Origin of the sequence: Bacillus sp. Bos-x628, assembly GCF_040500475.1 — a bacterium.
Classification (GTDB): Bacteria; Bacillota; Bacilli; order Bacillales; family Bacillaceae; genus Bacillus; species Bacillus maqinnsis.
The window spans coordinates 33,468-48,086 of sequence record NZ_CP159358.1 but is presented as its reverse complement, the minus strand read 5'-3'; the positions used below and the strand labels follow the sequence as shown (position 1 = coordinate 48,086).

General features: G+C 40.9%; 13 protein-coding genes and 1 other annotated feature. Of the genes, 1 reads left to right on the top strand and 12 read right to left on the bottom strand.

From position 1 onward, the window contains the following. Nucleotides 1-6 precede the first annotated feature (6 nt). From mreD to ABVJ71_RS00175, 9 genes are all read right to left on the bottom strand, one after another. Nucleotides 7-525, bottom strand: a complete 519-nt coding sequence (mreD, locus tag ABVJ71_RS00215) for a rod shape-determining protein MreD (RefSeq protein WP_353855062.1) — start codon at nt 523-525, stop codon at nt 7-9. After that, nucleotides 522-1,421, bottom strand: coding sequence for a rod shape-determining protein MreC (gene mreC, locus ABVJ71_RS00210; RefSeq protein ID WP_353855061.1), 900 nt, complete (start codon nt 1,419-1,421; stop codon nt 522-524). Before mreC ends, mreD begins: the two co-directional genes overlap by 4 nt. Nucleotides 1,422-1,438: 17 nt before the next feature. Next, nucleotides 1,439-2,461 (bottom strand): rod shape-determining protein, encoded by a 1,023-nt coding sequence (locus ABVJ71_RS00205; RefSeq protein WP_353855060.1) that lies wholly within the window; start codon nt 2,459-2,461, stop codon nt 1,439-1,441. 90 nt (nt 2,462-2,551) lie between these two features. Continuing rightward, nucleotides 2,552-3,247, bottom strand: coding sequence for a DNA repair protein RadC (gene radC / locus ABVJ71_RS00200; protein WP_353856486.1), 696 nt, complete (start codon nt 3,245-3,247; stop codon nt 2,552-2,554). Nucleotides 3,248-3,274: 27 nt separating this feature from the next. Next, entirely contained in the window at nt 3,275-3,844 is a 570-nt protein-coding gene (locus ABVJ71_RS00195; RefSeq protein ID WP_353855059.1) for a Maf family protein, read from the bottom strand. Nucleotides 3,845-4,022: 178 nt separating this feature from the next. Next, a complete protein-coding gene (locus ABVJ71_RS00190) occupies nt 4,023-5,027 on the bottom strand; it encodes an SPOR domain-containing protein (protein ID WP_353855058.1) in 1,005 nt (334 codons plus the stop codon). A 163-nt stretch (nt 5,028-5,190) separates the two neighbouring features. Beyond that, nucleotides 5,191-5,922, bottom strand: a complete 732-nt coding sequence (locus ABVJ71_RS00185) for a prepilin peptidase (protein WP_353855057.1) — start codon at nt 5,920-5,922, stop codon at nt 5,191-5,193. 145 nt (nt 5,923-6,067) lie between these two features. After that, a complete protein-coding gene (locus tag ABVJ71_RS00180) occupies nt 6,068-7,372 on the bottom strand; it encodes a folylpolyglutamate synthase/dihydrofolate synthase family protein (RefSeq protein WP_353856485.1) in 1,305 nt (434 codons plus the stop codon). 66 nt (nt 7,373-7,438) lie between these two features. Beyond that, on the bottom strand, nt 7,439-10,081 hold the full coding sequence (locus tag ABVJ71_RS00175; RefSeq protein ID WP_353855056.1) for a valine--tRNA ligase: 2,643 nt from the start codon (nt 10,079-10,081) through the stop codon (nt 7,439-7,441). Nucleotides 10,082-10,139: 58 nt separating this feature from the next. Continuing rightward, nucleotides 10,140-10,369, bottom strand: a binding site (T-box leader). Nucleotides 10,370-10,537: 168 nt separating this feature from the next. On the opposite strand from ABVJ71_RS00175, the gene ABVJ71_RS00170 reads away from it, so the two are divergent. Continuing rightward, entirely contained in the window at nt 10,538-10,729 is a 192-nt protein-coding gene (locus ABVJ71_RS00170; protein ID WP_353856484.1) for a hypothetical protein, read from the top strand. Nucleotides 10,730-10,820: 91 nt separating this feature from the next. Here the strand turns inward: ABVJ71_RS00170 and ysxE are convergent, their stop codons facing one another. From ysxE to hemL, 3 genes are all read right to left on the bottom strand, one after another. After that, the gene (ysxE, locus tag ABVJ71_RS00165; protein WP_353855055.1) at nt 10,821-11,852 is read right to left on the bottom strand and encodes a spore coat protein YsxE; all 1,032 of its coding nucleotides are present in this window, start codon (nt 11,850-11,852) and stop codon (nt 10,821-10,823) included. 37 nt (nt 11,853-11,889) lie between these two features. Further along, nucleotides 11,890-13,182, bottom strand: coding sequence for a LysM peptidoglycan-binding domain-containing protein (locus tag ABVJ71_RS00160; protein WP_353855054.1), 1,293 nt, complete (start codon nt 13,180-13,182; stop codon nt 11,890-11,892). A gap of 132 nt (nt 13,183-13,314) precedes the next feature. Then, a complete protein-coding gene (gene hemL, locus ABVJ71_RS00155) occupies nt 13,315-14,607 on the bottom strand; it encodes a glutamate-1-semialdehyde 2,1-aminomutase (RefSeq protein ID WP_353855053.1) in 1,293 nt (430 codons plus the stop codon). Nucleotides 14,608-14,619 lie beyond the last annotated feature (12 nt).

Here is a 14,619-nt window from a genome sequence, read left to right as displayed (position 1 = left end):
CTGCTTTTATTCGTCGATCAGTCCTTGTTTCACATTGATGAAAAACAGCCTTAGCGGCACAACAAGTATGAGAGACGCAGCAGTATTTAAAAGAATCGTTGGAATAAAGCGTTCGATCACAAACGTATTAAAAGGCATAATACCCGGTTGAATCGTCGCTTGAACGCCGTAAACATAAAATTCCATTACTGAAACAGCAATGATAGACAGAAAGACAACAACTAAGATATTCGTCTGTAGTACCTTGAAGGCTTTAGCTAACAAATAGCAGAACGCACCAAATCCGAACATATGTACGCCAAGTATACCTGTATACGAAACATCATATAAAAGTCCAAATACAAATCCGTAAATCACAGCATATTTTTGATTGATATAGGCAGTCATAAATACAAGTGCGAGCAAGATGAAGTGAGGTGCTAAAATTTGATTCTCTGAAACAAACGGGAGCTTAACTAAATCGACAAAAATACTGTCAAACACAAAGATAAACAACATGACGAAAGCAAGGAGGAAACGTTTCACGATCCTTCCTCCTCCGTTAATTCAGATGCATCTGCTGTACTTGTGCTACGTTTCACAACAATCACACGATCTAAATTGTTTAGCTCAGCAGCTGGTTCTACATAAATGATTTTTGTCAGTCCGTAATGGTCAGGTTCAATTTCACTTACCTTACCAATCGTTAAGCCTTGCGGGAAAACGCCCCCTGCCCCTGAAGTTTCAACTAGATCTCCTTTTTTGACATCTTCATCAGCATCAGATTTTAAAATATTCATTGTCAGCATTTTTTTCTTGCTATCATAGCCGTTAATAATTCCATTGAGTTCTTCTTTGCCCTTTTTCGCAAAAATTTTCGTTGAAATTCTATTATTTTGGTCTGTAGAGCTTAGCAACCTTACAGTAGAAGTAAAATTGTAGAGCTTATCACTTTCAATTTTCCCAATTAAAGCACCACTCTCATTTGTGACGGCCATATCTTTATCAACACCTTGCCTCTTTCCTTTATCAATCATCACAAAGTTATCCCAAAGTGACGGATTTCTTGCAATAACTGTTGAAAGGATTGGCGTATAATCACGAATGGAGTTCACATAACCGAGCTGTTTGCGAAGCTTTTTGTTTTCATCTTCAAGTGCTTGAAGTTTAGCTTCATACTGGGTTTGTCCATCTAGCTTTTTTCGCAGTCGTTCGTTTTCATCATATGTGTTCTTTAAATCTTGTACGTTCCCATAAATACCGGCAATAAATTGTGATGGTGTATGAAAGACACCTTGAAAGAAGCCTGTCGTATCACCTACTAATTTTTCCGGCCATGAAGCACCTCTGCCGCTTTTCGCTGAAAAACCAATCATGGCCACCAGTACGATGACACAGACAAGGAGCAACATGAATCTTTTATTCATAAAAAACTGCGGCATGTCTTACACCTCTTTATTTACGCTCGATTATCTTTTGATTTTCCTTTGAATAAGTGAATATGTTCTAGTGCTTTTCCTGTTCCGATTGCCACACAATCTAGTGGATCCTCGGCAATAATAACTGGCATTTTTGTTTCATTACTAATGACTTTATCAAGATTACGTAACAGTGCACCGCCGCCTGTTAAGACAATCCCGCGGTCCATAATATCTGCTGCCAGTTCAGGTGGTGTTTTTTCAAGTGTTACTTTCACCGCATCCACAATTGCTTCCACCGTATCGCGAAGTGCTTTTGCAATTTCTTCAGCTGTAATGGAAATCGTTTTTGGTAAACCAGTTAACAGGTCACGTCCGCGAATGTCCATCTCATCATGTACGTCTGGTTGTGCAGAACCGATTTCCATTTTAATCGCTTCTGATGTACGGTCACCAATCATCAAATTGTAAGTTTTACGGATGTAGCTGCTAATTGCCTCATCCATTTCATCCCCTGCAACACGGATAGATTGAGACGTCACAATGCCGCCAAGTGAAATAATGGCCACTTCTGTTGTACCGCCGCCAATATCCACAACCATACTTCCTGTTGGCTCCCAGACAGGTAAGTTAGCACCAATCGCCGCAGCAAAAGGCTCTTCAATCGGGTATGCATCACGTGCACCGGCTTGTCTTGTTGCATCAATCACAGCACGCTCTTCTACTGCTGTAATACCAGATGGAACACAAACCATGACGTATGGCTTTCGAGCAAATAGTCCTTTGTTTTTTAATGCCTGATTAATGTAGTATTTCATCATTTTTGCTGTTGTCTCGTAATCTGCAATGACCCCATCTTTCATTGGGCGAAGTGCCACAACATTTCCAGGTGTACGACCAATCATGTTTCTTGCATCATTTCCGACTGCCACTATAGACTTCGTATCAGTTTCCAAAGCTACGACCGAAGGCTCCCTTACAACAATGCCTTTTCCTTTAATAAACACAAGCGTATTCGCTGTTCCAAGATCTATTCCAAGGTCTTTTGTACCAATTCCAAACATATGTATGTATCTTCCTTTCTTAAACCAAAATTCCCTTTAGGGAAAAACTCATAAACTCTATTATATCGTAAAATATTGAAAAAAAAAGTGTTACAAATACCCTTTTTCCTTCAAACTCACAAATTTTTGATCACCAATGACAAGATGATCAAGCAACTGTATTCCAATCAGCTGTCCACATTCAAAAAGTCGCTTTGTAACTTCAATATCCTCCCTGCTAGGCGTCGGATCTCCAGACGGATGGTTGTGCACACATATAAATGATGCGGCTGAACGTTTAAAGGCTTCTTTAAAAATTTCACGCGGGTGAACAATCGATGAGTTCAGGCTACCAATAAACACTGTATGCTTATGAATAACCTGATTCTTTGTATTGAGATAAAGACAAACGAAGTTTTCCTGCGTCAAAAATCTCATATCTTCCATCACAAAATTAGCCCCATCCTCCGGCGTACGAATGACGTAACGGTTGTCAGCCGTTTGGTGGTGCAATCTAGTGCCAAGCTCTAAAGCAGCTAAAATAGAGATAGCCTTTGCTTTTCCAACTCCTCGGATCTTTGACAATTCTTCAATAGAAGCTTCTTTCACCGAACGAAGACCTCCAAATGTTTGCAGAAGCCTTGCAGAAACTTGGAGGACAGACTCCTTTTTTGTACCAGTCCTTAAAAGGATAGCTACAAGTTCATGGTTCGACAAACTATTTGGACCATATTTAATAAATCTTTCTCGCGGCTTTTCATCATGAGGAAAATGCTTTAATAACATAGGGAAATGATTGATTATCAACACTCCTTTGAGAGTTCCTTCCCGTCATCAAAAAGGGGTAATTCCAAATGTTTTTAGCACTCTCGCTGTTTTCGCAATGGGGAGTCCTACAACGGAAAAATAATCACCATCTATTTTTTGAACAAACAGTGCACCTTTTCCTTGAATGCCATAGCTTCCAGCTTTATCAAACGGTTCACCAGTTTCAATATAGCGGTCTATTTCATCTTGTGTAAGCGTCCAAAATGTCACTTCCGTCTGTTCGTAAAATGTTTCTTTTCTATTCTCTGACTGAATGCTGACACCAGTCAAGACTTGATGTGTCTTTCCAGACAGTAAATGGAGCATTGCCGCTGCTTCCTTTTTGTCTTTTGGTTTCCCGAGACATTTTTCGTCAATTGCAACAATTGTATCTGCACCAATGACCACAGCTTGGGGATATAAAGTTTGAATATTATTTGCTTTTTGTTCTGCCAACCATTGGACGTTCTCAGCAGGCGAAAAGTTTCGATTGATTTCTTCTTTTAAATGACTTGTTTGAATGTCATAAGAAAACCCTGCTAAGTCAAGCAATTCTTTTCTTCTAGGCGATTGAGATGCAAGAATCAATTGGTTCATGTATGTTCGTCCTTTCAGGGTTTTGTCTAAGTGGTAAGATACCCATTCATCCTACCAAATGTACATCTTACCGACAATTCACAAAAATTCACTTTTACTGTTCCTATCTCATTATGTTTGAAGCAAAAGAAAAAAACTAGTCGTTTTTTTGACTAGTTTTATCTCATAAAACATGATTTTACGTATTTAATTGATCGAGCAGCACTTGCTGAGATTTCCATCCATTTTCAGCGGTTGGTTCATTTAATAGTTGAACCGCTTTTAACAAACTGCTCTTTGCAGGTGCATCAGTTGTTTTAGCATTTTCCAGCTCGGTGATCAGCTGCGTGACTTCATTTTTTTTCACATCATCACCGGCAATGATTTTAGAAGATAAGACTGACGCTTTTTCTATTACATCAGTCAGCTCATCTGGCACTTGAAATGAGAGCTCTTTTCCTCCCCACGCTTCAAAATGTTGATCAATGAGCTTTTTACCGACCGCACTTGTCATGCTTTGTTCTTTTGCAAGTCCAGCAATCACATAATACCCATCATCCATCGATACTTTTTTACCTGCATACCCTGCATCCTTTAAGCTGTCGACCAATTCATCTGCCCCTTTTTCTGAGGAAAACTTTCCAGCCTGTACAACAAAGGTTGAAAAATGGCCAGATGCGCTTTTTTCGTCTTTTTTCTCTTCTTCAGCACCTGATGTTTCCGTCACGTCTCCTCCTGCCTTCATCGACGATTCGTTTCCAGACGTTGAAGCACTTACATGGTCTCCTGCCGGTGGATTTGCTGAACCGTCTTTGCTCAAACTAAGTGCAAACACACCGAGGCCTGTCCCAAGAACGACAGCAAATACAATCGTCGTCATCACTCTTTTCAGTGGCCCGCGATTTTTGCTGAATTTCTGATCAAATGAATCTTTTTTCTTTTGATAGGGCGTGACAACTTTAGGATCAGAATGGTAAATATGATCAGCTGCATCATCCCAATGGAAATCTTCTTCTTTTGGTTTAGACTGATCTTCTTGAGAAACTGCTGTCTCCTGTTCTGTCTGCCTCTTTTCCTCCCAGTTCGAAAACTTTACACGATCCTCTTGCTCTTCTTCCAGCTTTTGATCAGTTTCATGAATGGTTTCTTCTTTGCCATTGATGTTGACCTTTAACCCTTGTTTTTTTGCTTGCCTTTTTTTCATTGTAATTCCCCGCTTTCTGACATTCTTTGTAAGAAAGACCTTTCTGTCCAATGAATCAGCGCAAATTTAACCCGTCCTTCTTTCTGTTTCACACTTTAACACAGCAGGTAAAAAAAAGAACAAGACTTTTGTCGGCGGTAAAAAAAAGTGTTCGCCAATTTTTTCATTCGAACCATCCTCCATTTTGCTCAAGTACATCATACCCAAACAAATACAGCCAGAAAGAAACGGCGATAGCAGGAACAAAGGGGAATGGCTCGCGTAAACGAAAGGAAAATAGTTTAGCATATACAATCCCCAATGTAGACGATAGGAAGAGATTGATTAAAAATGCCTTCAAACCAAAGCAAAAAGAAAGCACACAAAACAATTTCATATCGGCTCCGCCGATGCTATTTGGATGTAATCTGTCTAAACAATAAAAAGTAAGAAAACAGAAGAATGCAGAAGCCGCTCCTTCCCACCAAATAGGAAGAGGGTATATTGTGCGGTATATGACGAAAAGAGGAAAAAAGAAGAGAAACAAATCGTTTGGTATCCTCATATAGAGAAAATCGCTCACGACAGCAATCACGAATAAACTACAAAGTATCACAACAAAAACTCCCTCAAACGAAAAACCAACGTTCTTATAAATGAGCAGAAAGAGCACTCCTGACAGCAGTTCAATCAGCGGATAAAGCTTAGACAATCGGGCACCGCACCGTTTACAAGCTCCTTTCAACAGAAAGTACGAAATAAGAGGAAGCATTTCATCAACAGAGAGCATTTGTTTACAGGCTGTGCAGTGAGAACGAGGGAACATGATAGACTGCTTAAGAGGCAGCCTTTCACCGACTAGATGAAAAAACGACCCCATGCTGATACCTGTAATAAAAACAAGAATGTCGACCATGACTTTACTCCTTTCAGAAATTGAATAGATCCGATTGTAACACAGACAAGCATCTTGAGCACCAATTGATTTTATGGTTTTAGGTCTCAGCAACAAGTCAAAATGAAAAAGACGCAGATTGCCAACAAGCAAAATGCGTCTTTGATTACCCCATTATACGATTTCGAATGTCTGAAATAAAATAAAGTGAGCCAGTAACAAGTACAATGGCTGCAGGGTCATTGCTTTTCTTCCGAATAAACTCCAGCACTGTACCAGGATCCGACGCATACGATTTTGCCTCTAAATGACTGCATTCATAAAGAGCTTCTGCTGATTCAGCTCTTGGGAAATCAAAAGAAACAAAGTGAATGGATGTACTGATTGTCTCAAGCTTTTGAATCATTTGTTTGTACGGTTTATCTTTTAACGCACTAAAACAAACATGAACCTGTTTATGAGAAAAATGAGCATGCACTGTTTCAATTAAGCGAATCATCCCTTCTTCATTATGCGCTCCATCTAGATAAACGGGAGGGTGATCACTCACCTTTTCAAACCTGCCGGCCCATACAGCATGTCTAATGCCTTCATATATATGTTCTTTTTTTATCTCAATAGCCCCTTGTTGTTCCAGCCATTCGATTAAGAGAACAGCAAGTGACGCATTTTGTCTTTGATGTGTCCCTATTAATCCTGTTTCAAGCAAAGGATACTGCCTTCTTGGGGTGTGTAATGTAAATTGCTCACCTGTTTCGATTGCTTGTTCGTCCTCAAAGCTGCACGTATCGTGTAATGATATGCACTTTGCTTTCTTTTCTTTTGCGACATCTTGAATAACTGCTAATGCCTCTTGTTGATGAGCAGCAGTGATCATAGGAATGCCTTCTTTGATGATGCCTGCTTTTTCAGCGGCAATTTGTTCAAGCGTATCACCTAAAATTGCCATATGATCATATCCGATCGAGGTAATAGCCGTTAAGATGGGATCAACAACATTCGTTGAATCAAGTCTCCCCCCAAGCCCCGCTTCAAATAGAACAAAGTCTACTGGATGTACATTGGCAAAATATGCGAAGGCACAAGCAGTAATGATCTCAAATTCTGTTGCTTGACCATGCTCCGTTTCATCTAATTCATCTACTAAAGGCTTTAGCTGATTCACAAGACTCAACCATTCCTCATCACTAATTGGCTCTCCGTTGACACTGATTCGTTCATTGAACGTTAAAATAAACGGAGAAGTGAAGGTACCTACCGAATAACCGGCTGCATTTAATACCGAACGAGTAAAAGCAATGGTCGATCCTTTTCCATTTGTACCTGCGACATGCACTGCCTTTAATTTTCGTTCAGGATTCCCTAGCTTGCTTAAAAACCACTTCATTCTTTCCAACCCAGGCTTTACGCCAAAGGTCAGTCTGCTATGTATCCAATCAATCGCTTCATGATAAGTTGTAAACAATGCCATCTCCCATTTCATACGAAATTTTTGAAAAAAGACGGCTCCATTCATCAAGGAGCCGTCTTTTCAACATTATGCTTTCAGCTCTTCAATTCGCTTTTGAACAGCTTCACGTTTTGCCACATAATCACGTTCTTTCGCACGCTCTTCTTCAACGACACTTTCAGGCGCTTTTTTCATAAAGCCTTCATTTCCAAGCTTTTTCTGCACTCTTTCTACTTCTTTTGTCAGCTTATCAAGCTCTTTTTGCAGGCGAGCAATCTCTTCGTCTAAGTTGATCAAGCCTTCTAGCGGTAAGATAAGCTCTGCTCCAGAAATAACAGCTGTCATTGCTTTATCACTAGCAGGTACATCTGTACCAATTTCGAGAACACTTGGATTTGTGAATCGTTCAATATATGATCGGTTTTTTTCTAAACGTTCCTGCACGTCAGCAGTTGACGCTTTGATGTAAAGCTCGATTTGTTTGCTCATTGGCGTATTGACTTCACTGCGAATGTTACGAACAGATCGAATGAGTTCAACAAGTAGCTTCATATCAGCAGATGCTTGTTCATCTGATAGCTCTGGTTTTACTTTAGGCCATTCCGCTACTGTAATCGACTCTCCTTCATGTGGAAGATGCTGCCATATTTCCTCTGTTAAGAACGGCATGAACGGATGAAGAAGTCTCATTGTTTGATCTAATACATATGCAAGGATCGAACGAGTTGTTTTCTTCGCCGCTTCATCTTCTCCGTAAAGCGGAAGTTTCGCCATTTCAATATACCAATCACAGAAATCATCCCAAATGAAGTTATACAAATGTCTGCCCACTTCACCGAATTCATATTTGTCAGCGAGCTGTGTTACACTTTCAATCGTTTCATTTAAGCGTGTCAAAATCCATTGATCTGCCACTGATTTTTCACCTGTCAAATCAAGTTCCTCATAGGTGAAACCATCCATATTCATTAGAGCAAAACGGGATGCGTTCCAGATTTTGTTCGCAAAGTTCCAAGTCGATTCGACTTTTTCAAAGCTAAAGCGAAGGTCTTGTCCGGGTGAGCTTCCTGTTGCTAAGAAATATCTTAACGAATCTGCACCGTATTGATCGATGACTTCCATCGGATCAATCCCATTGCCAAGCGACTTACTCATCTTACGTCCTTGTTCGTCTCGAATGAGCCCATGAATGAGAACATCTTTAAACGGCTTTTCTCCAGTAAACTCAAGACCTTGGAAGATCATGCGAGAAACCCAGAAGAAGATAATGTCATAGCCTGTGACAAGCAGATTCGTTGGATAGTAACGTTTAAAATCTTCACTGTCTACATCTGGCCAGCCCATTGTAGAGAAAGGCCAAAGCGCTGAACTAAACCATGTATCAAGTACATCCTTGTCTTGTTCCCAGTTCTCAATATCTTCTGGTTCTTCCAAGCCAACATACACTTCTTTAGTTTCTTTATGATACCAAGCCGGAATGCGATGCCCCCACCATAGCTGACGAGAAATACACCAGTCACGAATATTTTCCATCCAGTGTAAGTACGTTTTTTCAAATCGATCCGGTACAAATTGAACTTGCTCTTCACTTTTTTGCAATTTGATAGCTTCCTCAGCGAGCGGCTGCATTTTCACAAACCATTGTGTTGATAAATACGGTTCAACGATTGCACCGCTTCGCTCACTATGACCAACAGAATGCACATGTTCCTCAATTTTGAATAAAACACCTTGTTCTTGTAAATCTTTTACAAGCTTCTTGCGGCATTCAAAACGGTCCATGCCTTTATATTGCAAAGCATTTGCATTCATTGTCCCATCTTCATTCATCACAAGGATTCGTTCTAATTGATGACGATTTCCAAGCTCAAAGTCATTCGGGTCATGAGCAGGCGTAATCTTGACAGCCCCTGATCCAAATTCCATGTCTACATAGTCATCCCCAACGATTGGGATTTCACGACCCGTAATAGGTAAAATAACGGTTTTTCCAATCAGGTGCTGATAGCGTTCGTCTTCAGGATGAACAGCTACTGCCGTATCACCAAGCATCGTCTCAGGTCTTGTTGTCGCAATCTCTATTGAACCTGTTCCATCAGCTAGAGGATATCTCAAATGATAAAACGCACCTTGGACATCCTTATAAATAACTTCAATATCAGAAAGGGCAGTCTTAGTAGCTGGATCCCAGTTAATAATATACTCTCCGCGATAGATTAACCCTTTTTCATAAAGCTGGACAAACACTTGACGAACTGCTTTACTGAGACCTTCATCCAAAGTAAAACGCTCTCGTGAATAATCAAGTCCAAGGCCCATCTTCGCCCACTGGCTTCGAATAAAATCAGCATATTCTTCCTTCCACTTCCACGTTTCCTCCACAAATTTTTCCCGGCCTATATCATAACGGCTCACGCCCTCTTCGCGAAGTTTCGCCTCTACCTTCGCTTGTGTGGCAATTCCGGCGTGGTCCATCCCCGGAAGCCAAAGAACATCATAGCCTTGCATGCGTTTCATTCGTGTGACAATGTCTTGCAACGTTGAATCCCAAGCATGACCAAGATGTAGCTTTCCTGTCACGTTTGGAGGAGGAATAACAACTGTATACGGCTCTTTCGTTTTGTCATTTTGCGCTTCAAAGAATTTCCCCTCAAGCCAGTACGTATATCGATCCTTTTCAATCGCATTTGGATCGTACTTTGTTGGCATTTCTTGATTATTTGTTCCCATTTGTGTAACCTCCACATTTTTTCGGCTGATGAAACATAAAAAAGCCTTTCCATCCTTATAAAAGGACGAAAAAGCTTTTTCGCGGTACCACCTTTTTTTACGGAACACATACACATGTACCGTACACTCTAAAGGATAACGGGTTTCACCCGAATTTCTCTACTTGTTATTTCAAGAAATTAAGCTCACAGGCGACCTTCCAAACAAGTAGCTCCTAGGAAACCTTTCAGCAGCCGGCTTCCCTCTCTTTAGGGTCTTGCTCGTACTCTTCCTGTTCAACGCTTATGATATATATCACGTTCATCAGCACGTCCTCATCTTGTACTTATATTACTAAATGCTTTTTGTTTTCGTCAATCATCTTTTCCGCTTTTCTTTTTCTTTATACAAATTGGGCAGGCACCCTTTGCCTCAATGCCCATATGATAATAGCAAAATCAAGAAGGAGGGCGTTTTATCTTGAAGAAAATCAATCCTTACACGCTCCCCCCCTGGCTCAGACAAATTCGGGCAGTTGCCTCCCAAGTCGTACTCCCGATTGCCATTTTTCAAGGATTGCGCACAATCATTTTTCCAACGACGTTTGACGTCCTCATCTTAGGTATTCTCATTTTCCTTGCATGTGCATTCCACCTCGATTGGTTTTAAATTGCCGTTTCTTAGAGAACTTACACCTCAAAACTGTTTCGTACCGAGAGATTTGTTTGACCATCCTGAATAAATCCAAAACAAAACCTCGTCATTCTGATGATGACGAGGCATTTTGTTCTTCTTCTAGACGTCTAGCCTGCTCGATTTCGTGAATTTTCATAACAGTCGGCTCTGAATTTTTCATTTGCCAATACGCTCTTAAAAGTTGCTGACAGCTTTTCATCTCGTTTTGCCCGCCAGATTCATATGCTTTCACCGCATCAAACAGTCCTTGCGGGTAAGCGAGATAACTCAAAAACAAATGAAGCTCTTCTTCCCTGAGCGGATTCCCCTTATGATACGTATAAAACAAGGAAGTACATTCTGGAAAAGGAGCAGGATATGATTTGAATGTCCGAAAGTAAAACGTCAAAAGATCATAGATGGGGGCGGCCTTTTTAGACCGCTCAAAATTGGTAAAATGTCCTGTCCCTACATCATTGTATAGAAAATGATGAATTGACAATTGTCCATGATTTAAAACAACCCGAGTTGTCTCCTGATCTTTCATTTCCTCATGCCAATCCTCTAAACGTTCAAGGGCAAATTCACTCGCAGACATAGCTTCTGAAAAATACATAGCAGCGGCCAGCTCAAATGGCGACATGTACCATGTTTGTTCTGCCCGCTCTATGAATCGTTCATACATATCTTTTTCTGTTTCCCATTTCATCTTGATTTGTGTGTAGTGAGCTTCTATCTCATGCTTCGTAATATTCATCATCACTTCGGTTCGTTTATGAAGCCTAGCAATCTCTTGGAATAAATACTCATGTTTATCATCTTGCTCTTCTCTCTTTTCATTCGTCAGCCATGGCATGAGATAATAAGCGTGCTGGCTTTCCCGATGACTTGAGAAAAAAGAGCCGTTTTTTGTGCGATAAATAGGCACAAATGAACGATAGCCTTTTGATTCTAGTTCAAGCATTTGCTCTGTAAACTGCATATTTCGCTGCGCCTTCAATCGCTTTAGTGCAAATACGCCCTGCTTTGTATAAACCCTTACGACCGACGGGCTGACGGGTTCAATATATTCAGCCTCAAGCCCATATTCATATAAGACTGATTGGATTTCATCCACGTTCACTCACCACATTTTCTAGGTCAGTCTCCTCATGCTATGCATTGCTTTTTTGATATTCAGGAATATAAAGAATTTGCCCTTCTTCAAGCTCCGCATCTGCCGATAATGAATTCGTTCTAAGAAGCTGCTGAACATTCAACTGATATCGTTCACAAATGCGATCGACCGTATCTTCTTGCTGCACTATACATATTTTCATGCGAGAAAAATCTTCCTCCTCCTGCTTAGCAAACAGCTTCGTTAAATAAAGTGAGTTCTCACTGCCAGATGACTCTCTCACGTCACTTTCAGGTTCCTCCGCTTCTTGGGATACTTCATATTCTTGAGGTACTTCCCGTTCGTATAACCGGTCTATTTGAAATGGCTCCTCACGATCCTCCTGTATCGAATCAACATGATAGGCAGGTGATTCAAATGCAGGATCGTCCGTGACATCTTCCTCTTGTTCTTCCTCCATCGCTGACTCAAATTCCTTCCTTACTTCAACCTTAAAGAACGAATCATCTCGCTCCTCTTCTTCTAATAATTTTGGGGGCTCAAAAAATGGCGGCTCCTGACTCTGGGCTTCTGGATAGGCACGATAGCCAAGTACCACCGGTTCTTCTTGTTCCTCCGGTTCTTTCGTTTTTTCCATGTCCGCCGGCTCTATTTTCACTTCTTCTTGTTCCTCACGTGCATCATTTTGAAACAGTGTTTGTTCTTCAATGTCCTCACGCTCTTCACGTGCATTGAGCTTTAACACAGTTTGTTCTTCAAAATTCTCCTGCTCTTCACGTGCATTAGCTTGTAATCCTTCTTGTTCTTCTTGTCCCGTTACTTGATATTCATATGAAACATCGCCATAATCCTTTTCAGAGCGATGAACAAATTCATACGGCTCCTCTGCCCGCTCTTGCGGCACTTCTTCATCTAACAAACCTTCAATCGCTAAATCAGCCTGAATGGTCAATATGCGGCTTTCTGTTAACTGGTAATCAAATGCATCAATGAACACAAATACATCATTTAAATGACTGATTTTGTTCTTTGGGATGGTAATATCCACTGGAAATTGATGCAGAAGCTCTGCTGTTCCGTCCTCTCTCACCTTCACCTCATCTACCTGCCTGTATGATGCATAGGAACTGGATTCACCCAATAGCTCCTGTTGATTTATGTTGTATTCTCCTGTTAGCTCGAGTGAACCTCTAATTGAAACATAATCATTCACTTCTTGAACGAGAATGTCAGGATCAAGTGAAATTGACAGTAGCTCACTGACTTCCTGTCCGCTTTTAAAATAGATGGATTCTTCTACCGAAAACTGTAAACGATTGTTTTGAGACAAGTCGGTGTCCTCCTTTCATCTAATCCTTCAAAATAAAATTAGATGTCAATACAGGTGTATGTGAGCACAGATGAAAATATGAATGGTTTTTGCAAAGCAAAAAAGCCGGCATGTGTCCACACCGACTTTCGTTTATTTACGTAATTTTTGAAAAACCTTTTCCACTGTCTCAATGGTATATTGAATGTCCTCATCTGTATGAGCGGTAGATAAGAACAGACCTTCGAATTGAGAAGGCGGGAGGAAAATGCCATGATCAGCCATTTCCTTATAAAATTCAGCGAACAAAGCAAGATCAGCCGTTTTCGCCGTTTCATAATTAATGACTTGTTCATCCGTAAAGAAGAAGCCAATCATCGAGCCAGCGCGGTTAAATGTCAATGGAATTCCAGACGCTTTGGCTGCTTTTGAAATTCCCTCTTCCAGCATATCACCTTTGCGTCTAAACTCTTCATAAGACTCTGGGGTTAGCTGTTTTAACGTTTCTAAACCTGCTGTCATTGCAAGTGGATTACCAGATAAGGTACCCGCTTGATAAATCGGCCCGCTTGGCGCAATGTGTCTCATAATATCCGCTCTTCCACCGTAAGCTCCTACCGGAAGACCACCTCCGATTACTTTTCCAAGACAAGTCAAATCAGGCGAGATACCAAAGTAGCCTTGTGCACAGTTGTAATCAACGCGGAATCCTGTCATGACCTCGTCAAAAATGAGTAAAGCACCGTATTGTTCTGTGATATCTCTTAGTCCTTGCAGAAAGCCTTCTTGAGGTGGAACAACTCCCATATTACCAGCAACTGGCTCTACGATGACACCTGCAATATCGTCACCAAATTCTTCAAATGCCACTTGAATGCTTTCTAAATCATTATAAGGAACCGTAATGGTATTGCTAGCAATTCCTTCAGGTACACCAGGGCTATCCGGCAGACCAAGTGTGGCGACGCCTGAACCAGCCTTAATGAGTAAAGAATCACCGTGTCCATGATAGCAGCCTTCAAATTTCACAATTTTATTTCTACCTGTATAGCCACGTGCTAGACGAAGCGCGCTCATGGTTGCTTCTGTTCCAGAGCTGACCATGCGAATGACCTCAATTGAAGGAACACGTTCTGATACAAGCTTAGCTAATTCATTTTCAACTAAAGTAGAAGCACCAAAGCTTGTACCTTTTTCAGCTACTCGCTGGATACTTTTGACAACACGGTCATGACTGTGTCCCAAAATGAGCGGTCCCCACGATAATACATAATCAATGTATTTATTTCCATCAATATCGTAAATGTTTGCGCCTTTGCCTCGTTCCATAAAAATCGGATCTGTATTCACTGATTTAAATGCACGAACAGGGCTGTTGACACCACCAGGCATTAATTGTTGCGCTTCCTTAAATGCTTGTTTTGATTTTTCATAGCTGCGTACCATTTCAACGTCCTC

Coding starts and splice junctions, on each gene's coding strand:
- mreC (WP_353855061.1), bottom strand. CDS start 1,421: ATGCCGCAGTTTTTTATGAATAAAAGATTCATGTTGCTCCTTGTCTGT.
- ABVJ71_RS00205 (WP_353855060.1), bottom strand. CDS start 2,461: ATGTTTGGAATTGGTACAAAAGACCTTGGAATAGATCTTGGAACAGCG.
- ABVJ71_RS00185 (WP_353855057.1), bottom strand. CDS start 5,922: ATGGTCGACATTCTTGTTTTTATTACAGGTATCAGCATGGGGTCGTTT.
- ABVJ71_RS00190 (WP_353855058.1), bottom strand. CDS start 5,027: ATGAAAAAAAGGCAAGCAAAAAAACAAGGGTTAAAGGTCAACATCAAT.
- ABVJ71_RS00175 (WP_353855056.1), bottom strand. CDS start 10,081: ATGGGAACAAATAATCAAGAAATGCCAACAAAGTACGATCCAAATGCG.
- ABVJ71_RS00180 (WP_353856485.1), bottom strand. CDS start 7,372: ATGGCATTGTTTACAACTTATCATGAAGCGATTGATTGGATACATAGC.
- ABVJ71_RS00195 (WP_353855059.1), bottom strand. CDS start 3,844: ATGAACCAATTGATTCTTGCATCTCAATCGCCTAGAAGAAAAGAATTG.
- hemL (WP_353855053.1), bottom strand. CDS start 14,607: ATGGTACGCAGCTATGAAAAATCAAAACAAGCATTTAAGGAAGCGCAA.